Annotated in this window: 20 protein-coding genes; 9 read left to right on the top strand and 11 right to left on the bottom strand. The window is 70.9% G+C overall.

What is annotated here, in order from left to right:
- Positions 1-72 precede the first annotated feature (72 nt).
- The 4 genes from ACFC1K_RS07585 to ACFC1K_RS07570 are packed head-to-tail and all read left to right on the top strand — an operon-like array spanning position 73 to position 3,493.
- Positions 73-600, top strand: a complete 528-nt coding sequence (locus tag ACFC1K_RS07585) for a hypothetical protein (protein ID WP_375871095.1) — start codon at positions 73-75, stop codon at positions 598-600.
- A gap of 29 nt (positions 601-629) precedes the next feature.
- On the top strand, positions 630-2,048 hold the full coding sequence (locus ACFC1K_RS07580; RefSeq protein ID WP_375871094.1) for a ferric reductase-like transmembrane domain-containing protein: 1,419 nt from the start codon (positions 630-632) through the stop codon (positions 2,046-2,048).
- 30 nt (positions 2,049-2,078) lie between these two features.
- Complete coding sequence (locus ACFC1K_RS07575) at positions 2,079-2,639, top strand: FMN-binding protein (protein ID WP_375871093.1); 561 nt, start codon at positions 2,079-2,081, stop codon at positions 2,637-2,639.
- A complete protein-coding gene (locus tag ACFC1K_RS07570) occupies positions 2,636-3,493 on the top strand; it encodes an FAD:protein FMN transferase (protein ID WP_375871092.1) in 858 nt (285 codons plus the stop codon). The genes ACFC1K_RS07575 and ACFC1K_RS07570 overlap by 4 nt, the downstream gene beginning before the upstream one ends.
- Here ACFC1K_RS07570 and ACFC1K_RS07565 read toward each other — a convergent pair.
- The 4 genes from ACFC1K_RS07565 to ACFC1K_RS07550 form a co-directional block, all read right to left on the bottom strand.
- Positions 3,424-3,768, bottom strand: a complete 345-nt coding sequence (locus ACFC1K_RS07565; RefSeq protein ID WP_375871091.1) for a DUF2200 domain-containing protein — start codon at positions 3,766-3,768, stop codon at positions 3,424-3,426. The two genes, ACFC1K_RS07570 and ACFC1K_RS07565, sit on opposite strands and share 70 nt — an antisense overlap.
- 273 nt (positions 3,769-4,041) lie before the next feature.
- Positions 4,042-4,995, bottom strand: coding sequence for an NAD(P)-dependent alcohol dehydrogenase (locus ACFC1K_RS07560; RefSeq protein WP_310284949.1), 954 nt, complete (start codon positions 4,993-4,995; stop codon positions 4,042-4,044).
- Positions 4,996-5,066: 71 nt separating this feature from the next.
- The gene (locus ACFC1K_RS07555) at positions 5,067-7,085 is read right to left on the bottom strand and encodes an acyltransferase family protein (RefSeq protein ID WP_375871090.1); all 2,019 of its coding nucleotides are present in this window, start codon (positions 7,083-7,085) and stop codon (positions 5,067-5,069) included.
- A gap of 111 nt (positions 7,086-7,196) precedes the next feature.
- On the bottom strand, positions 7,197-8,417 hold the full coding sequence (locus ACFC1K_RS07550; protein ID WP_375871089.1) for an MFS transporter: 1,221 nt from the start codon (positions 8,415-8,417) through the stop codon (positions 7,197-7,199).
- Positions 8,418-8,577: 160 nt separating this feature from the next.
- On the opposite strand from ACFC1K_RS07550, the gene ACFC1K_RS07545 reads away from it, so the two are divergent.
- Positions 8,578-10,080 carry a SulP family inorganic anion transporter gene (locus ACFC1K_RS07545; protein WP_375871088.1) on the top strand — a complete coding sequence of 501 codons (1,503 nt, stop codon included), beginning with the start codon at positions 8,578-8,580 and terminating at the stop codon, positions 10,078-10,080.
- On the opposite strand, the gene ACFC1K_RS07540 is transcribed toward ACFC1K_RS07545, so the two are convergent.
- Positions 10,055-10,519: a VanZ family protein gene (locus tag ACFC1K_RS07540; RefSeq protein WP_375871087.1), complete on the bottom strand. Its 465-nt coding sequence runs from the start codon at positions 10,517-10,519 to the stop codon at positions 10,055-10,057. The genes ACFC1K_RS07545 and ACFC1K_RS07540 overlap by 26 nt on opposite strands.
- Positions 10,520-10,721: 202 nt before the next feature.
- Here ACFC1K_RS07540 and msrB point away from each other — a divergent pair, with 202 nt between their 5' ends.
- The 3 genes from msrB (at position 10,722) to ACFC1K_RS07525 (ending at position 12,824) form a co-directional block, all read left to right on the top strand.
- A complete protein-coding gene (msrB, locus tag ACFC1K_RS07535) occupies positions 10,722-11,189 on the top strand; it encodes a peptide-methionine (R)-S-oxide reductase MsrB (RefSeq protein WP_375871086.1) in 468 nt (155 codons plus the stop codon).
- Positions 11,186-11,740 (top strand): peptide-methionine (S)-S-oxide reductase MsrA, encoded by a 555-nt coding sequence (gene msrA, locus ACFC1K_RS07530; RefSeq protein ID WP_310284961.1) that lies wholly within the window; start codon positions 11,186-11,188, stop codon positions 11,738-11,740. Before msrB ends, msrA begins: the two co-directional genes overlap by 4 nt.
- A 136-nt stretch (positions 11,741-11,876) precedes the next feature.
- A complete protein-coding gene (locus tag ACFC1K_RS07525; RefSeq protein WP_375871085.1) occupies positions 11,877-12,824 on the top strand; it encodes a hypothetical protein in 948 nt (315 codons plus the stop codon).
- Positions 12,825-12,827: 3 nt separating this feature from the next.
- Here the strand turns inward: ACFC1K_RS07525 and ACFC1K_RS07520 are convergent, their stop codons facing one another.
- The 3 genes from ACFC1K_RS07520 to ACFC1K_RS07510 are packed head-to-tail and all read right to left on the bottom strand — an operon-like array spanning position 12,828 to position 15,288.
- Complete coding sequence (locus ACFC1K_RS07520; RefSeq protein WP_375871084.1) at positions 12,828-13,448, bottom strand: GyrI-like domain-containing protein; 621 nt, start codon at positions 13,446-13,448, stop codon at positions 12,828-12,830.
- On the bottom strand, positions 13,445-14,533 hold the full coding sequence (gene gnd, locus ACFC1K_RS07515) for a phosphogluconate dehydrogenase (NAD(+)-dependent, decarboxylating) (protein ID WP_375871083.1): 1,089 nt from the start codon (positions 14,531-14,533) through the stop codon (positions 13,445-13,447). The genes ACFC1K_RS07520 and gnd overlap by 4 nt, the downstream gene beginning before the upstream one ends.
- Before the next feature lie 59 nt (positions 14,534-14,592).
- Positions 14,593-15,288 (bottom strand): DUF1345 domain-containing protein, encoded by a 696-nt coding sequence (locus ACFC1K_RS07510; RefSeq protein ID WP_375871082.1) that lies wholly within the window; start codon positions 15,286-15,288, stop codon positions 14,593-14,595.
- 55 nt (positions 15,289-15,343) lie between these two features.
- Between ACFC1K_RS07510 and ACFC1K_RS07505 the strand changes: the two genes are divergently transcribed.
- Positions 15,344-15,889 carry a hypothetical protein gene (locus ACFC1K_RS07505; RefSeq protein ID WP_375871081.1) on the top strand — a complete coding sequence of 182 codons (546 nt, stop codon included), beginning with the start codon at positions 15,344-15,346 and terminating at the stop codon, positions 15,887-15,889.
- 49 nt (positions 15,890-15,938) lie between these two features.
- Here ACFC1K_RS07505 and ACFC1K_RS07500 read toward each other — a convergent pair whose 3' ends face one another.
- From ACFC1K_RS07500 to ACFC1K_RS07490, 3 genes are all read right to left on the bottom strand, one after another.
- Positions 15,939-17,639, bottom strand: a complete 1,701-nt coding sequence (locus tag ACFC1K_RS07500; RefSeq protein WP_310284971.1) for an AarF/UbiB family protein — start codon at positions 17,637-17,639, stop codon at positions 15,939-15,941.
- Between the two features lie 121 nt (positions 17,640-17,760).
- Positions 17,761-18,321, bottom strand: a complete 561-nt coding sequence (locus ACFC1K_RS07495) for a PadR family transcriptional regulator (RefSeq protein ID WP_310284973.1) — start codon at positions 18,319-18,321, stop codon at positions 17,761-17,763.
- Positions 18,322-18,446: 125 nt separating this feature from the next.
- The gene (locus ACFC1K_RS07490) at positions 18,447-18,941 is read right to left on the bottom strand and encodes a DUF427 domain-containing protein (RefSeq protein ID WP_310284975.1); all 495 of its coding nucleotides are present in this window, start codon (positions 18,939-18,941) and stop codon (positions 18,447-18,449) included.
- Positions 18,942-19,003 lie beyond the last annotated feature (62 nt).

Genomic DNA, 19,003 nt, shown 5'->3' with positions numbered 1-19,003 from the left:
GCGAACTTATGAGAATGCCCAGATCGACCGACTCTTTGAGCATTCTTGGAACCGCGGCGGGACAGTGTGGTCATGTCCGACAGCACCCCTGAAAAGCCCGCCGGCACGCCCGACGAGGCGGCCTCCACCGAGCCGGTCACGCCCGAGCCCACCACGCCCGCCCCTGCGGCGCCCACCCAGGCGACGACGCCTCTCCCGCCGCAGCCACCCGTCGCGCCGTCGACCCCCGCGTCGGATGCGACAGCGGCCGCTCCGGTCGCTCCGGCCGTGGCGGCCGCCCCCGCGCCCGCCACGGAGAAGCCGCCGTTCCTGCGGCGCACGTGGGTCAAGGTCACCGGTGCCGCGGTCGCCGCCGTCCTGCTCCTCGGCGTCGGCTTCGGCACCGGTTGGGCCGCGGGCAGCTCGCGCGGACCCGCTGGCGGTCCGGTCGGCTGGAACCAGGACGGCAATGCGCCGGGCCGACCCGGAGACGGGTCCGGGCAGCGCGGCGGCCCCGACGACGGCCGGCAGGACGGCGGACCCGGCGGTGGCCCTGGTCAGGGCGACCCGCGCGGGGACGACTCCGACTCCGGCTCCGGGACCGACTCCGACGGGTCCTGAACCTTCCCCCCGAAACCTGAGGAGCAGCCATGGCGACGATCGTGTCACCGACCGCACCGGTCGCGCTGCGGCATCCGTCCGTCTCGACGGGCCCGCGCCGCGCCGCCATGTGGAATGGCGGAGCGATCGTCGTCATCTGGCTGACGAGCCTGTTCGTGGCGGCCCTGTGGGTGTCGGGTGGCGGAGTCGACGCGGTTCTCGGGGGCGGCGCGGAGGCGCTCAATGCGGCCGGTCGCCTGTGCGGCCTGGTCGCGGCGAACCTCCTGCTCTACCAGGTGCTGCTCATGGCGCGGGTGCCGCTGTTCGAGCGGGGGTTCGGCCACGACGGCATCACGAGGATGCACCGCGTCGTCGGGTTCTGGTCGTTCTGGCTCATGCTCGCGCACATCGCGCTGCTCGTCGCCGGCTACGCGGCGGTCGCGCAGATCAACCCGTTCGTGCAGCTGTGGGAGTTCGTGTGGGACTACCCCGGCGTGCTGCTCGCGACGGCGGGCGCCGCGCTCATCGTGCTCGTCGTGGTGACGTCGATGCGACGGGCCCGGCGCCGGCTGCGGTATGAGTCGTGGCACCTGCTCCACCTGTACGCGTACATCGGCGTCGGCATCGCACTGCCGCACCAGCTGTGGGCCGGGGCAGACTTCACCGCGTCAGCGTGGGCCACCGTCTATTGGTGGACCCTGTGGGCGCTCGCGGCCGCCGCCGTCGTCGTGTTCCGCCTCGGCGCTCCGGCGGTGCGGTCATGGCGGCATGGTCTGCGGGTGGCCGCCGTCGAGGCCGACGGCTCAGGCGGGGTGACCGTGCGGATGCGCGGACGCCGACTCGAGCGCCTCGCCGCACGCGGCGGCCAGTTCTTCGTCTGGCGCTTCCTCGACGGCGCGGGGTGGTCGCGCGGCCATCCGTTCTCCCTCTCCTCGGCACCCCGCCGTGACGAGCTCGTCATCTCGGCGCGGATCGTCGGCGACGGCACCGCCCGGCTCGCCGCCCTGCGCCCGGGCACGAGGGTGCTGATCGAGGGCCCGTACGGCCGGATGACCGGAGACGAACGCCGCGGGCACAAGCTGCTCCTGGTCGGTGCCGGCGCCGGGGTCGCACCACTCGTGTCCCTGCTCGAGTCCGAGCCGTACGCGCCGGGCGACGCGACGCTCGTCACCCGTGACTCGACCCTCGACGCCGCGTTGCGGGGCGCCGCCATCGCCGCGCTCGTGCGTGATCGCGGGGTGCGGCACATTCCCCTCGACGGTCCACGCGCGTCGTCCGCGACGCCGTGGCTCCCCGCGACGCATGCCGCCTGGAACGGCGCCGATGCCCTCCGTCATCTCGCGCCCGACCTCGCCGCGTACGACGTGTTCGTCTGCGGTCCGCAGCTGTGGATGGATGCCGTCACCCGCGACCTGCGTGCGGCGGGCGTCGCGCCGGCCCGCATCCACACCGAGTCCTTCACGATCTGAGGCCGTCATGCACCGTTCCAGGAGTCCGCGATGAAGAAGATCGTCTACGCCGTCCTCGCCACCCTCAGCGGCCTGGTGCTGCTGTTCAGCTATCGCACGTCGCACGTCGACGCGATCCAGCCCGTCGCCGCGGACACCGCGACCACCTCGTCGAGCTCGTCCGGCTCGTCGGGCTCGACGGGCAGCGACACGGGCAGCGAAACCGACACCGGCACTCAGACCGGCAGCGGCGCCGAGACCGACGCGGGCTCGAGCGATTCGACCTCCGGGGCGACGGGCTCGGAGACAGGATCCACGTCGTCGACCGGACTCTCCGACGGCACCTTCACGGGCTCGTCGGCGAACACCCGCTTCGGCCCGGTCCAAGTGCAGATCACGGTCTCGGGAGGGCAGATCACCGACGTCCAGGTGCCGGAGTACCCGTCGGGCAACCCTCGCGACCGCCAGATCAACGAGCGCGCGCTGCCCGTGCTCGTCGCCGAGACCACCGCCGCCCAGTCCGCCGACATCGACATGGTGTCGGGCGCGACGTACACCAGCCAGGGCTACCTGCAGTCGCTGCAGAGCGCGATCGACCAGGCACGGGCATGAGGCGTCCGCCCCGGCACGTGGAAGTCGCCGACATCATGGGCACGGCGATCAGCGTGCATGTGATCGGTGACATCGACGCCCACGTCTTCGCCGCCGCCACCGCCGCCTGTTTCGACGAGCTGCGCCTCGTGGATCGGGTCTTCTCGCCGTATCGCGACGACTCCGACCTGCTGCGCGTGGCGCGCGGCGAGCTCGCGATGGCGGATGCCTCGCCCTGGGTCGCCGAGGTGGCCAGGGCGTGCGCGCAGGCCGAGTCCGACACCGGCGGCCTGTTCACCGCGACGTGGGCCGGGGTGTTCGACCCGACAGGATACGTCAAAGGATGGGCCGCGGAGCGGACCGCCCGCGCGCACCTCGCCCCGCTGCTCGAGCGCCCGGGCGTGGTCGCCGCGGGGATCAATGCGGGCGGCGACCTGCAGCTGTTCACCGCGCCGGGAACGGACTGGACCTGGAACGTCGCGATCGTCGATCCCTCCGACCGGGCGCGGGTGCTCGCCACCGTGCCCGTGCGGGATGGAGCCGTCGCCACCTCGGGGAGCGCCGAGCGCGGCGCGCACATCATCGATCCGAGATCCGGCCGCGCGGCGTTGGGAGCCGCGTCGGCGACGGTGGTGTCGACGAGCCTCGCCCATGCCGATGTCTGGGCGACCGCAGCCGTCGTGGCCGGATTCGACGACCTCGGGTGGATCGGACGCGCCGGCCCGACGACCGGCCTGATCGTCGACGACGCCGGGCGCGTCCGCCGTTGGCTCGACGGCGTCGAAGTGGGCGTCGACCCGGTCGATCAGGCGGCGCGGAGGATCTTCTCCATCGACTTTCCGCGGGCGAGCTCGTCGACGAGCTTGTCGAGGTAGCGGATCTTCTGCATCAGCGGGTCCTCGATCTCCTCGACGCGCATGCCGCAGATGACTCCCGTGATGAGCGAGGCGTTCGGGTTGAGGTCGGCGTCCGCGAAGAAGTCCTCGAAGGTCGTGTGCTCGTCGATGTGCTGCTTCAGCGCGGCGTCGTCGAACCCCGTGAGCCACTCGATGACCTCGTCGAGCTCCGCGGTCGTGCGTCCCTTCTTCTCGACCTTGGTGACGTAGAGCGGGTAGACCGAGGCGAAGCTGATCGAGAAGATCCGGTGCATGCCGACAGGCTAATGCCGGACGGATGCCTCGGCACGCGGCATCCGGAGTCCCCGACGCACAAGATGGTCCCGGTGGGTTGCCCTCCCACCGGGACCATCGCGCGTCGACGGGAGACGGTACGGCGACCCGAACGCCGAAGCTCGACCGCTACGCGCTGAACTGCTTGTGTTGCTCCGCCAGGTTACTCAGGGACTCCCGCATGCGTCTGCCCGTTGACACGCGCCGCGCCGGACTGATAGCCGCGCCGACTCGAGGATCGCGTCGAGCCCCCGTCAACGCACCGCCACCACGACCTTGCCGAGGGCATGGCCCTCACCGTGCCACGCGAGCGCCTCGGGCACCTGGTCGAGCGGGAACACACGGTCGATGTGCACCTGCACCTCGCCCGCCGCACAGCGTTCGGCGACCGGGACGAACGCGGACGGCCCCTGGCGCACGAAGAGCACGCCCAGGTGCGTGCGGGTCAGGGCCCCGAGCAGCGCGCCGGCGGTCAGCATCCGTATCAGGGTCCGTGCCGTTCCGCCCACCATCACGCACCGGCCGCCCGTCGCAAGCGCGCGGGCGTAGGCGAACACCGAACGGCGGGCGACCAGGTCCACGATGAGGTCATACGGCCCGTGCCGCGTGAAGTCGTCGCGACGGTAGTCGATCACCTCGTCCGCGCCGAGCGCGCGGAGGAAGTCGAGCTTGCCCGCGTTGTCGACCGCCGTCACGTGCACGCCCTGCTGGGCCGCAAGCTGGATCGCGAGGCTCCCCGAGCCTCCGCCGGCGCCGTTGAGCAGCATCCGTGCTCCCGGCTTCGCCAGCGCGACGGCATGGGTCGCGATCGCCGCAGCCTGCGGAAGAGCGGCCGCCTCGGCGAACGACAGCTCGGCAGGCTTCGGAGCCAGCATCGATTCGGGCACGGCGACGAACTCGGCGAACCCGCCGTAGCGGGGCATGATGTCGCCGAACACCGCGTCGCCGACCGCGAAGCGGGTCGCGCCGTCGCCGACGGCCGCGATCCGGCCGGCGATGTCGGAGCCGAGGATCCTCCGGCGGGGCCGGAACAGCCCGCCGAGTCGGGCATAGGCGGGACTGCCGTGCAGCCCTTCCCAGTCCGACAGGTTGACCGACGTCGCGACGACCTCTACGAGCACCTCGCCGGCGCCGGGCACCGGCCGGGGGACGTCGCGCAACTCGAGCCGCTCGGGCGACCCGTACCGCTCGTACACGACCGCGCGCATGTCCCCCATCGTTCCGGGCGCGAGGGGCCGCGCGCAACGGCCGTCCTGCCGGCGGCTGGGCGTCGCGCCGATCAGCCGCCCGAAGCGGGCGGCAGCAGCGGCTGCAGCGCCCGGCCGAGCACGTCGGCCATGTCGGCGCTGATGGCGGCGGTGAGGTGGTGCGAGTCGCGGTAGACGAGCGTGTTGCCGATGATCGGCGGGCAGGCTTCGGCGTCACAGAGGTACTCGTTGAGATCCACGAGCGGGATGCCGCGCTTCGCGGCCGCTGTCGCCTCGCCGTCACGCGCCGGCCCCTCGAGCGCGACCGTCCGCGGTTGCGCGCAGGCCGCCGCGTCGGACAGGTGCGCCGACAGGCAGGGCGCCGGATCCTCCCGCATGTCGGGGGTGTCGGCCATCATCGCGACAGGCGCGTCGATCGCGTCGAGCGTGCGGCCGAACGCCGCCGCCCACGTCTTGGCGTCGTCGTCGACCCCCGGGGCGAGCTCCGGATCGGTGAACGTCGCCACGAGCACCAGCGCGGGCGGCGAGGCGTTGATGCGATCGATCACGGCATCGCGCCATTCGGGACACTGCGGGTACGGTGCACCGCGGCGGAGCGACTCGATGTCGGCGGCGGGGCAGGAGCTCTTGGTGTGCACCTCGACGGAGTACCCCGCCGAGGTCGCGAACCCTTCGAGCGCCGGGAACCACTGCGCGGCGTGCGAATCGCCGAAGAGCACGATGCGCGGCGCCGTGGGATCCCCGTAGACGCAGCCCTCGGCGTCCGTCGAGGCGATGCCCAGCATGCAGCCGTCGTCGTAGACCTCGGGAAGACTGTCGCGCGCATCCCGCAACGCGGGCGCGAGGTTGTCGGGCACGAAGTCGGTGCCGCGCGGAGCGTCGGCGATGACGGTGCCCGACGCCGCGCGCTCCGCGTGCAGCGACCGGGTGTCGGCCACCGCGTACGCGGCGCTGGCGAGCCCCAGGCACGCGAGCGATCCGGCCAGCGCGCCCACCAGCGTGACGCGCGCCCGGCGCTTCGTGAGCAGCGGCGTCCGGCGCACCGGGTCCTCCACGAACCGGTACAGCAACCACGCCGCGGGCACGCACGCGATCGCGATGCCGAGCGTCGTCCACAGCGGCAGCTCCCCGGGCAGCGCGGTGCCGGGAAGCACGAGCGCCGGCCAGTGCACGAGGTACAGCGAGTACGAGATCGTTCCGAGGAACACCATGCCCCGGGCCGACAGCATCCGTGTCGGTCCGCGCCGCGACTCGCCCGCCGCGATCACAGCAGCCGTGCCGAGGACGGGAACCGCGGCCGCCGCGCCCGGGAAGAGCGTCTCGGACGAGAAGAGGAAGACGGATGCCGCCACCGCCGCGATGCCTGCCCACCCCAGGGGCGCCGCCCACCGCGGCCCCACGATCCCGCGCCTCCGCTGCAGCAGCACGGCCACGAGCCCGCCGATGCCGAGCTCCCATGCGCGCGAGGGGAGCGAGAAGAACGCCCACGGCTGGGCGGCGAAGGTGAGCCACACGCAGAGCGCGAACGACGCGGCCACCACGACGAGGAGCACCCCGACGAGCGCGCGCCGCGACCGGACCAGCACCCACACCAGCGCGAGCACCGCCGGCCACAGGAGATAGAACTGCTCCTCGACGCCGAGCGACCAGTAGTGCTGGAAGAGCGACGGGTTCGACGACTCGGCGAGGTAGTCCGAGTTCGCAGAGGCGAAGAAGTAGTTCGGCACGTAGAGCGCCGTGGCGACGGCCGCCGCCCAGAGGTCCTTCATCAGCAGCGGCGGGTACCAGATGAGCGCGGCGGCCACCGAGAGCGTGAGCACGACGAACGACGCCGGGAGGATCCGGCGCGCACGTCGCGCGTAGAACTCCCCGAATCTCAGCCTGCCGTGGCGCTCGAGCTGACCCAGGAGGTGGGACGTGATGAGGAAGCCCGAGATGACGAAGAACACGTCCACGCCGACGTAGCCGCCCGGCAGGAACGGCAGGCCCGCGTGATAGAGCAGGACAGACCCGACTGCGATCGCACGCAGTCCCTGGATATCGGCGCGAAAACCCGAGTGGTCGGGCTGGGCGCTGGCTCGGTCCACCACTCGAGCGACTCTAGGTCGCCGGGGTGAACAGCTGACACCCCCTTGACGAGAGCGCGGCGACACTCCACCATTCGGTCACGGATGCCTCGGCCCGCGGCATCCGCTCTTCCCTCACGGCGCGCGCCGCGCCGTCGGTCGCAGCCACGCCACCGCCAGGAGCACGGACGTCGCGATCAGCGCGAGCACTGCCACCGCGACGCCGTCCCATCCCGCCGCGACGAACACGAGGCCCAACGCCCAGCCGAACAGACTGGAGCCGCCGTAATAGCCGAGGTAGTACAGCGACGAGGCCTGCGCCTTCGCGTCCGGCGTGCTCGCGACCGGCGCCCAGCCCGACGCCACGGCGTGCGCGGCGAAGAAGCCGGCCGTGAAGACGAGGAGACCCGCCAAGATGACGGGGACGGCCGGCACCAGCGTCAGGGTCCCTCCCGCGGCCATGACGGTGCTCGAGACCAGCAGGACAGGGAGCCGCCCGAAGCGCGACGCGAGCGTTCCCGCGATCGGCGATGCGACGGTGCCGGCGAGGTAGGCGAGGAACAGCAGGCTGACCGCCCAGTGCGGCATCGAGTACGGCGGCTCGGCGAGGGCGAAGCCGAGGTAGTTGTAGAGCGCGACGAAGCCGCCCATCAGCAGGAACCCCTGCGCGTAGAGCGCGAGCTGCCGCCGCGACCGCAGGTTCACTGCCAGCCGGTGCAGCAGCGACGGCCCAGGGTCCGGGCGATGGCGCAGCGCGACGAACCCGCGCGCCCTCGGCACCAGCATCAGGAACGCGACCGCCGAGACCGCGCACACGACGGCGACGACGAGGACCCCGGTCTCCCAGCCGGCGAAATCGCCGACCGGCCCCGCGACGATGCGGCCCGCGAGCCCGCCGATCGTCGTGCCGGCGATGTAGCTGCCCGCGGCGGCCGCCGTGTGCGCAGCATCCACCTCCTCGCTGAGGTAGGCGAGCGCGATCGCCGGAACCGCGCCGAGGCCCACACCCTCGAGCAGGCGCAGCGCGAGCAGCGTGCCGAAGTCGGGACTGAACGGGGCGAGCAGGCCGAACACCGTCGCGGCGATGATTCCTGCCGTCATCGCCGGGACCCTCCCGACGCGGTCGGCAACGGCCGACCACGGGATGACGGTGACGGCGAGCGCGAGCGTCGTCACCGACACCGTGAGCGCCGCGGTCGCGGGCGGCACGGCGAACTCGGCCGCGATCAGCGGCAGCACCGCCTGCGGCGAGTACAGCTGCGCGAAGGTCGCGATGCCGGCGAAGAACAGGCCCGCGATGAGCCGGCGGTACGCCCGATCGCCGGGCAGATGCCCTGTGAACACGGAGGCCGACATCGGCCTCCACGTTACTCCGGACCGATTGACCGGCGGCCCTTGAGATCAGTGACGTCGTCAGGTACGCCGCTAGAGTCGGAGGGCCGCGCGGGTCGCGGCATCCCTCCCCTCATCCACCCCCTGCGGGCGCAACGGTGCGCGCGAAACCCGAGGAGCGCCCGTGTCCGCCGTCGCCGAATCCGCCGATCGCTACCGCAGCGAGCCGACCGTGCTGCAGGCGCTGCGGCGCCCCCGCCTCGTCACGCGCGAGGTCGTCGCCGGGCTCGTCGTCGCGCTCGCCCTCATCCCCGAGGCGATCGCATTCTCGGTCGTCGCGGGCGTCGACCCCCGGGTGGGGCTGTTCTCATCGTTCGTGCTCGCCATCGTCATCGCGTTCACCGGCGGGCGTCCGGCGATGATCACCGCCGCCGCGGGCGCGGTCGCGCTGGTGATCGCACCCGTCGCGCGCGAATACGGGTCGGACTACCTCATCGTCACGATCGCACTGGCAGGCATCCTCCAGGTGCTGTTCGCGGTGCTGGGCGTCGCCCGGCTCATGAGGTTCATCCCCCGCAGCGTCATGGTCGGCTTCGTGAACGCCCTCGCGATCCTGATCTTCCTGTCGCAGATGCCGCAGCTCGTCGACGTGCCCTGGGCGGTGTACGTGCTCGTGGCCGCGGGTCTCGGCATCCTCTTCGTCTGGCCGCGCATCACGCGCGCGATCCCCGCACCGCTCATCGCGATCGTGGTGCTGACCGTGGTCGTCGTGGTGTTCGGGCTCTCAGCGGTGCCGAACGTCGCCGACCAGGGCGAGCTCCCCCGGAGCCTTCCGGAGCTCCTCATCCCGAACGTCCCGCTGACGTGGGAGACGCTGCAGATCGTCGCGCCTTATGCGTTCGCCGCCGCGCTGGTGGGTCTGCTCGAGTCGCTGATGACCGCGAAGCTCGTCGACGACATCACCGACACCCACTCGCGCAAGACCCGTGAGGCGTGGGGACTCGGCGTCGCCAACATCGCCTCGGCGTTCTTCGGCGGCACCGGCGGCTGCGCGATGATCGGCCAGACGATGATCAACGTGAAGACCTCCGGCGGTCGCACGCGGATCTCGACGTTCATGGCGGGCGTGTGGGTGCTGATCCTGGTCGTCGCCCTGGGCGACATCGTCGGGCTCATCCCGATGGCGGCCCTCGTCGCCGTGATGATCGTGGTGTCGGTCATGACGTTCGACTGGCACAGCATCCGTCCGTCGACGCTGAAACGGATGCCGCTGAGCGAGACCCTCGTGATGCTCGTCACCGTCGTGGCCACGGTATGGACGCACAATCTCGCCGTCGGCGTGATCCTCGGCGTGCTCGCCGCCATGGTGCTGTTCGCCCGCCGCGTCGCGCACTTCACGACCGTGACGCGCGAGGTCGACGGCGACACCGCCCGCTACCGCGTGGACGGCGAGCTCTTCTTCGCCTCCAGCAACGACCTCACCACGCAGTTCGAGTACGCCGCCGACCCACCGCACGTCGTCATCGACCTCTCGCGCACCCACGTCTGGGACGCCTCGACGGTCGCCGCCCTCGACGCCATCGTCACGAAGTACGAGGCGCGCGGAACGGCCGTCGATCTGCACGGGATGACGGATGCTGCGGCAGGCTTCCACCGCCGACTCAGCGGCGAGCTCGGCTCGGCCTGACCGAACGACGCAGCAGGTGTCCGGCCGCCCCGACGGCCAGACCCACGAGCGTCATCGCGAGGACGCCGATCGTCGTTCCGACGGTGTTCCACAGCACGTCGTCGACATCGGGCACCCTGCCGGGGATCGAGGCCTGCACGTACTCGACCGTGGCCGACAGTGCGAGGCCGCCGCCGATCGCCACCCACCAGAGCCTCCGCGGGAGAAGAAGTGCCAGGGCTGCGCCGAGCGGCACGAACAGGAGCGCGTTGAGGATCTGATCGACGCTCGCGTGCGGAAGCAGGGCGGACACGGGTGCGGCCACGGCCTCCGTGGCGCGCAGGAAAGAACCGCGCGCGGGCGCGACGATGGCACGCGGCCCGAGCGTCAGTGCCGCGACTCCGAGAAGGGCCACCGCGGCAGCGACGACGCGCGGGGCCGTGGTGATGCGGTCGTGCATGGTGGACGCCTTCCGGCCGGGATCGGGTGCTCCGGCCGAACCAGTCCACGCGAACCGATGTTTCGTCGGCGTATGCGAAACGGCCGGAGACACTCGTCGCCCAGAACTCGAAGCTCGCTCCCAGGTTCGCGGGACCAAAACCCGTGAGGCATCCGTTCTCCTCTATGACGCCGCAGCCAGCCGCGTCGAACCTGGAGGAATCGTGAGCAACGAGTACCGCAAGACACCCGAGGCGCTGAGCCGCCTCTCCGACACCCAGTACCGCGTCACGCAGGAGGAGGGCACCGAGCCCGCCTTCCGCAACGCCTACTGGAACAACCACGAGCCCGGCATCTACGTCGACGTCGTCTCGGGCCAGCCGCTCTTCTCGTCGACCGACAAGTACGACAGCGGAACCGGATGGCCGAGCTTCACCAAGCCCATCGAGCCCGACGCCGTCTCTACCAAGAAGGACTGGAAGCTGCTGCTGCCGCGCACCGAGGTGCGCTCATCGGGCGCCGACAGTCATCTGGGTCACGTCTTCTCCGACGGCCCACGGCAGGCCGGGGGCCTGAGATACTGCATGAATTCGGCCGCACTGCGCTTCGTGCCCGCCTCGTCGCTCGAGGACGAGGGCTACGGCGCCTACCGACACCTCTTCACCACCGAGAACCAGGAGCACGCATCATGACCAGCGGTCCCTTCGACACCGGCGAGATCACCCGCACCCCCGGCACCGAGACGGCGGTCCTCGCCGGCGGCTGTTTCTGGGGCATGGAGGACCTCATTCGCCGCCAGCCCGGCGTGCTCGACACTCGTGTCGGCTACACCGGCGGCGAGAACGCGCACGCGACCTACCGCAAGCACCCCGGTCACGCGGAGGCGGTCGAGATCGTCTTCGACCCCACGAAGACCTCGTACCGCGACATCCTGGCGTTCTTCTTCCAGATCCACGACCCGTCGACCATGAACCGCCAGGGCAACGACATCGGCTCGAGCTACCGCTCCGCGATCTTCCCGCTGTCCGCCGAGCAGGCCGAGGTCGCGCGCGACACCATCGCCGACGTCGACGCCTCGGGTCTCTGGCCCGGCAAGGCCGTCACCACCATCGAGTCCGAGGGTCCGTTCTGGGAGGCCGAGCCCGAGCACCAGGACTACCTGATCCGCATCCCCAACGGCTACACGTGCCACTTCCCGCGGGCCGGCTGGGTGCTCCCCAAGCGCGCCGACGCGACGGCGTAGGAACAGACGAGAAACGGATGCCGCGACCCGGCCGGGTCGCGGCATCCGTTCGTCCGTCGGGGTATCACGAGGCGCGTGAGCACTCTCCTCACAGCATGCGGCGCAACCCGCGCCGCGAGGCCAAGGGAGAGCGATCGTGGCTGATGCGACGCTGCCGGCGCCACCGACCGTCGGCATCAAGATCCCCGAGGGCAGGTCATGGATCGCCCTCGAGATCGGACGGATGCGGGAGGCTGCGCGAGGACGCGCGGCCGCGCGCAAGCGTGCGACTTCGCGGAAGAAGCCGATCGGGCTCCTCCACGTCGACGACGCGCAGTTCCAGAAGGCGGCTCTGATCGTCGCCGTGAACGCCCCGCAGCAGTTCGGCAGGCTGGACGAGATCATCCTGCGCGGGCGTTTCGTCCTGCGCGGCGAAGACGTCGCCACGCTCGACGAACTCGTGCACGAAGCGGTGAGAATCGCCGCGATCGGCTTCGACGGACCGGGCCCCCACCCCTCAGAGCTCACCGCCCTGGACGGCCGCATCATCTACGCCGCCGACTTCCTCCAGCGCAGAGAGGGCGAGATCGCGCGCCGACGCTACGCGCGAGGCCTGCTCGGCGGCGTCACGATGACGTTCTTCCTCCTCCTGCTCATCGGCGCCGGCGGCGCGGCCGTCATCACGCTGTGGCGCCATGGGCCGATGCCGGTGGACCAGAGCGAGGCTCTGCGTGATGTGCTGGTCGCCGTCGGAGCAGGGGCGGCGGGCGCCTGCGTGAGCGTCATGCTGCGCATGCACCGGATGCACAATCTCACGATCGAGTCGGCCGCCCGGGGTGCGGCGATCTACCGCATCTTCCTCGGCTGGTTCTTCGCCGCGGCCGTGGTGTTCTTCTTGAAGAGCGGACTGCTCGCGGGCATCTTCACCGTCCCCGACGATCACATCGCGAGCTGGTTCTTCTGGGGCGCCGTCGGATTCCTGGCAGGGTTCAACGAACGCTGGGCGACCAACCTCATCTCGCGTGGTCCGGGCGGCACGGCGGAGGGAACCCACGGCCACCCGGCGCAGGACGCGCCCGACGCCGTGAAGCCGCCGACCGCCTGAACGTCAGCGCGAGGGGTCGATGGGCTGGCGCAGGATCGTGCGGAGCTTCTCGGAGGCCGTGCGGCGGGGGTCGGCGAGGTAGATCTCGTGGTGCAGCCCTCGCATGCGCAGCCCTGCGTCGGGGATGAAGCGCTCGTGCATCTGGGCGAGCACCGGCGCTTCGTCGTCGTACGACCCGACGTGCAGGGTCTGCACGCACCGGCCCTCGGCGAGCTCCGCCAGGCGCAGCCGCTCCAGGGCGGGTGACGTGCCCTTGGCGACGGCCGCGTCCCGCGCGCGTTGGAAATGGCCGCCGTCGAGCCACTCCGGGACGAGGCTCATCATCGTCCAGCTCCACCGGGACTTGTCGCGCTCCGACGTGAACGCCGCCATGTCGTCGGACCACCACAAGCCCTCGAGCGGCATCACGACGTAGTCGCGGCCGAGTTCGGCCTTGCTCAGGAACTTCAGCTTGTAGGCGACCCCGAACACCGCCGCCACGGCCTCGCCGTACTCGTCCGAGGTGTTGGGGTCGCCGTGGCCGTCGACCATGAGGTACTGCATCGGTGGAACGTCGACGATCTCGAACGACCCGCGCGGGGCGGTGTACGCCGCGATCGACTTCTTGAGGTCGGCCTTGGTCACGAAGCGCCGTCGGACCCGGACCGACCGCCGCTCGACGACTCGGCCTTGCGCGAGCCCGCCTCGAGCACGTCACCGGCGGGCAGCTCCTGGTGGCCGCCGAACTGCAGCCGCATGGCCGAGAGCACCTGGTTGGCGAAATGGTCCTCGCCGCGCGAGGCGAATCGTTCGAACAGGGATGCTGCGAGCACCGGCGCCGGAACTCCCGTGTCGACCGCGGCCTTGACCGTCCAGCGCCCCTCCCCCGAGTCCGAGACGCGCCCTGCGAGACCGTCGAGCGTGGGGTTGCCCTGGAGCGCCGCCGCAGTGAGGTCGAGGAGCCACGACGAGATCACCGATCCGCGGCGCCACAGCTCCGCGACCTTCGGGGTGTCGATCGTGAACTGGTAGAACTCGGGCTCTTCGAGCGGTGCGACCTCGGCGGAGTGCTCGGCCTCCTGAACGCCGGCATCCGCGTGCTCCAGGATGTTGAGGCCTTCGGCGAGCGCCGCCATCACCCCGTACTCGATGCCGTTGTGCACCATCTTGACGAAGTGGCCCGCACCGGACGGACCGCAGTGGAGGTAGCCCTGCTCCTCGGGGGCGAAGTCCCCGGCGCGGCCCGGCGTGCGCTCGACTTCGCCGCTGCCCGGAGCGATCGTGCGCAGGATCGGCTCGATGCGTGCGAACGCCTCGTCGGGCCCGCCGACCATGAGGCAGTAGCCGCGCTCGAGGCCGAACACACCGCCGCTCGTACCCACGTCGACGTAGTGGATGCCGCTGCCCTGCAGTGCGGACGCGCGGCGCACGTCGTCGCGGTAGTTCGAGTTGCCGCCGTCGATGATGATGTCGCCCGGCTCGAGCAGCATGGCGACCTCGTCCACGACCTTGCCCGTGAGTCCGGCGGGGATCATGAGCCAGATCGCGCGCGGTGCCTCGAGCTTCGACACGAGATCGGCGAGGCTCGCGGATCCGACGGCGCCCTCGCCAGCGAGAGTGGACACCGCATCCGGGCTGACGTCGTACACGACGCATTCGTGACCGTCCCGCATCAGGCGCCGGACGATGTTGCCGCCCATCCGGCCGAGGCCCACCATTCCCAGCTGCATCGCGTCTCCTTCGCTCGCCTGTGGCGAAAGCGCCGCGCCCGGGCGCTCGTCCTCGCAGTCTAGAGATCCACCGGGCCCGCGTTGATGATCGTGCTGAACGCCAGCACGATGATGAGGGCATTGAGGAAGAAGCTCGTCGTCGTGTGCCAGACGACGGTCCACCTCATACGGGTCGTGACCACCTGCACGTCGGAGACGGAGAAGGTCGTCGCGTTCGTAAAGGAGAAGTACACGAAATCGGCGAGTCGCGGGTTCTCGGTGCCAGGGAAGATCAGCGGTGGGATGACGGCGAGGCGGTAGCGGCGGTCATAGATGCGCGCGAAGCCCCAGTGGTACAGCGCCCACGACAACAGCATCGCGACCACTCCGATGGGTTCGACCCAGCCCGCCCAGCCCGGGTCGTTGCGGAGCACCAGTATCTCGGCGGCGGCGATGATCCCGACGATGCTCGCCAGGAAGGTCGCGGTGACGGTGACCGCCGCGACGAGCGGGTGCGCGTCGAACGCTCCGATCCAGCGCGGAGCGGCGTTGCGGGAGCGCTTCACGCTCGCGCCGACCACGATCGCGGATGCGAGCCAGTAGAGCGCGCCCAGGGCGCACCATCCGACGAGCGTGTCGAGGGTCGGTTCCTCGCCCTCTACGAAGATGATGAGCAGCCCGAGCCAGATCAGGGCGAGCTGCACCAGCAGATCCGCGACCCGCACGATCACCGCCCAGACCGCACGCACCCCCGAGGACGAGTTCCTGCGTGCCACCGTAGCGGGTGAGGAGCCCGCCGAGCAGGACGCGCGCCACCCGTATGCTCCGATCATGCGGATCGTGGTCTCCGGCACCCATGCCAGCGGGAAGAGCACCCTCATCGGCGACTTCTCGGCGGCGCACCCGGCGTACGAAGTGCTTCCCGATCCGTACGAGCTCATCGACGAAGCCGGCGACGAGCCCGACGCCGGACTGTTCCTGGCGCAGCTCGGCATCTCCGGCCGCCGGCTGCTCGAGTTCGAGCGAGGCGCCCGCGTCATCGCCGAGCGCGGCCCGCTCGACTTCCTCGCGTACCTCACGGCCCTCGACGAGCTGGGTCGTGCGTCGCGCCCCGGCGGTCACCCGGCCCGGGCCATCGACCTCGCCGTGGCCGCGATGGCGCACGTGGATCTGCTCGTGATCCTGCCGCTCGGTGGAGACATCCGGGTGCCCGAGGACGAGGATCCGGAGCTGCGCGACGCCATGGACGGTGCGCTGCTCGAGCTCTCGGACGACCCCGACCTGCGCGGTGACGCGCAGGTGATCGAGGTCGCCGGCGACCCGACGGCTCGGCTGGCGCAGGTCGAGGCCGCGATCGCAGACCTCGACGGCCGCTGACGCGCCGGGGCGCAGCATCCGTCACCCGATCTCCCGGGTCGACGTGACCTCAGTCGTGCGGGCCGCGCCTGCCGGAGAAGCCTGCGAACAGTGCGTACAGCAGCGGCACGAGTGAGCCGATCATGAGCACGGTGCCGATCGTGAGGTCCTCGGCGCGCAGCACGGCCCCGCTGATCAGCAGCCCGGCGAACAGCACGGCCGCCACCACGCGCCGGATCAGGCGCTCGAGACGGCGCAGCCACCGGTCGAGCTTGGGGACGTCGGCGACCAGGCGCCCATCCTCGATGCGCGTGACCATGTCGTCCAGGCGACGTGGCAGGCGGGCCATGACACCGGCGGTCGATACGGCCTCCTGCGCGATCGCCTTCGCGGCGTTGCCGCGCTCGTCGCGCAGCAGGCGCGCGGCATACGGCTCGACGGCGTCCCATACGTTGAAGGCGGGGTCGAGCGAGCTGCACATGCCGCTGGTGAGCGAGACCGCGCGGATGATGAGCAGGAAGTTCTCGGGCAGCTGGAACGGCAGTGACCGCATGACGTCGCCGAACTCCTTGGCGAACTGGCGGAACTCGCGCGGGTCGACCTCCTGCAGCTCCGCGAACCCCATGCCCCCGAAGCGCCCGAACAGCGCCGTCATGGCGCGCTCGAGCTCGACCGTGTCCGCCGACGGGAGGAGCACGCCGACGGCACGGATGCTGTCGATCATCTGCGCGCTGTTGCGCGAGGCGACGGCGATCATGAGCTGCTGCAGGTTGTGGCGCAGCTTGTCGGGGACCTCGCCCATCATGCCGAAGTCGATGAAGGTGAGGGTCCACGGATGCCGGTTGTCGCCGGCGGCCCGCGTGACCGGCGTCACGAAGATGTTCCCGGGGTGGGGATCGGCATGGAAGAACCCGCGCAGGAAGAGCTGGTCGAACATCACGTTCGCGAACTCGACCGCGACCTCCGACGGGTCGATGCCCGCCGCCCGCAGCCCGTCGATGTCGTTGATCTTGATCGCCGTGACGTCGGCGAGCGTCAGCACGCGGCGCGTCGTGCGCTCCCACGCGATCTCGGGCACCGTGACGCGGGGGTCGCCCGCGAAGTCCGTCGCGAACCGCTCCGCATTCTGCGCCTCGTGAAGGTAGTCGATCTCCAGACGGCTCGTGTGCGCGAACTCCTCCACCAGCGCGGGCAGGTCGACGTGATCGCGCACGATCCGCACGCGGGTGAGCCAGCCGGCCACGCGGCGCAGCGCCGCCAGGTCGACGTCGACGATCTCCTCGATCCCGGGCCGCTGCACCTTGACGACGACGCCGGCGAACCCGGTCTCAGCCGCGTCGGCCGGCGTCAGCCGCGCACGATGCGCTTGACCGAGGGATGCCGCGGCCAGAGGGGTCTCGTCGATCCACTCGAACGCGCGGCTGAGTGGAATGCCCAACTCCGCCTCGGCGAGCGCGCGGATCGCGGGGAAGGCGACCGGCGGGACCTCGTCCTGCAGCCCCTCCAGCTCCTTCGTGATCTCGGGCGGCAGCACGTCGAGTCGGGACGAGAGGAACTGCCCCACCTTGATCATGAGCCCGCCGTACTGGACCGCGAGCACGTGGAACCGGCGGGCGATGTTCTGGAAGCGCTGGGTGCGGCCGCGCGCGGCGAGCGCGCCGAAGCCGAACCGCGGCAGGAACAGCTCGTACCACCAGGCCTGCACGATGTACCGGCCGGCGAAGCGCAGGATCCGGCGGTAGCGGGCGCGCGGGTTCCCGACGTCGGCCATCGAAGCTCCTCGGACGGTGCTGTTCAGCGGTTAACGGTGCCTGCGATCCCGGTCGCCCGGGATCGTGCGCCCCGCCGAACCCGCGGACTCGGGCCGACGCCGTCTGCCGGCACGCCGGCCGTCAGTCCTGAGCCAGGATCGAGTAGAGCTTACGCCGCGCGTCGTCGAGCACTTCGACGGCCTTGGCCACCTGCTCGGGCGTGCCGCTGCGACCGACCGTCGCGGCCGCCTGAGCGAGCTTCGCGCCGGCCTTGGGGAGCGCTGTGGCGCGCCCCGCGTCGCGTGACCCTGCCGCCTCCCACGGGGCCGACTGCCCCTCGGCGGCCGCCGCCGCCGCACGACCCGCCTCGGTCAGCGAGTAGGTCTTCTTGCCGTTCGATTCCTCGGCGGCGACGAGCCCCTCGTCGGCGAGCATCTGCAGCGTCGGGTACACCGAGCCGGGGCTCGGCTTCCACGCGCCGTCGCTGCGCTCCTCGATCTCCTGGATGATCTGGTACCCGTGCATGGGCTTCTCGGCGAGGATCGCGAGCACCGCTGCGCGCACGTCTCCCTTCGTGGCCCGCGGCGAGAAGCTCTTCTCGAACGTCTCTTTCAACTGATCCATCGCGTCCCAGAAGCTGCTCGGAAGCCCCGAGCCCTGCCCTCCCGGACGCGAACCGAATCCCTGGAATGAACCGCTCATGGCAACCTCCTGAACGAGCATGTGCCGATACCCCGACGATACTTACCGATATATCGGTGAACAAGAGTCGGGCCTGAGCGTTCGCTGTGCAGTTCGCAGGACGGATGCCGAAGCATCCGGGTGTCTCACCAGCCGAGCGAACCCGGCTCCCCCTTGAACGGACCGACGACGTCGGGGGTGATCCAGCCGCCGTAGAAGCGCCCGGGCTGGGGCACGACCTCCACGCCGTCGAGCGTGCAGTCGTCCATCTCACGGGCGTACACCGCGACCCGATCCGCGAGCTGCTCGAACCCCGCGGAAGGACGCGGGTACGTCCACGCCGCGCGCGGGCGCACCTCGTCGCCACCGCGCACGTCGAAGTAGGCGGCACCGCCTTTGAACTCGCAGTACGAGGACCCCTCGCCGGGCGTGAGCGTCCCCTCGGCGAATGCCTGGATCGGCAGATAGTAGACCGGCGGGTGGCTCGTCTCGAGGACGCGGACGACATCGTCGGTGTCGACGATGACCTCGCCACCCAGCCGGATCCGCGCCCGGCGTGCGACCCGCTCGAGACGCGGCGGGCGCGGGTAGTCCCAGACCGACTCCTGGCCGGGACCGGCGGGAAGGGGCTCGGGTCGCATGGCGGTCCTCCTCACGGTGGCGGTGCGCGGTCAGCGTACAGCGCGATGCTCCGAGCATCCTC

This window comes from Microbacterium sp. NPDC056057, assembly GCF_042266945.1.
GTDB classification, from domain to species: Bacteria; Actinomycetota; Actinomycetes; order Actinomycetales; family Microbacteriaceae; genus Microbacterium; species Microbacterium trichothecenolyticum_C.
This window is presented reverse-complemented; position numbering and strand designations above follow the sequence as displayed.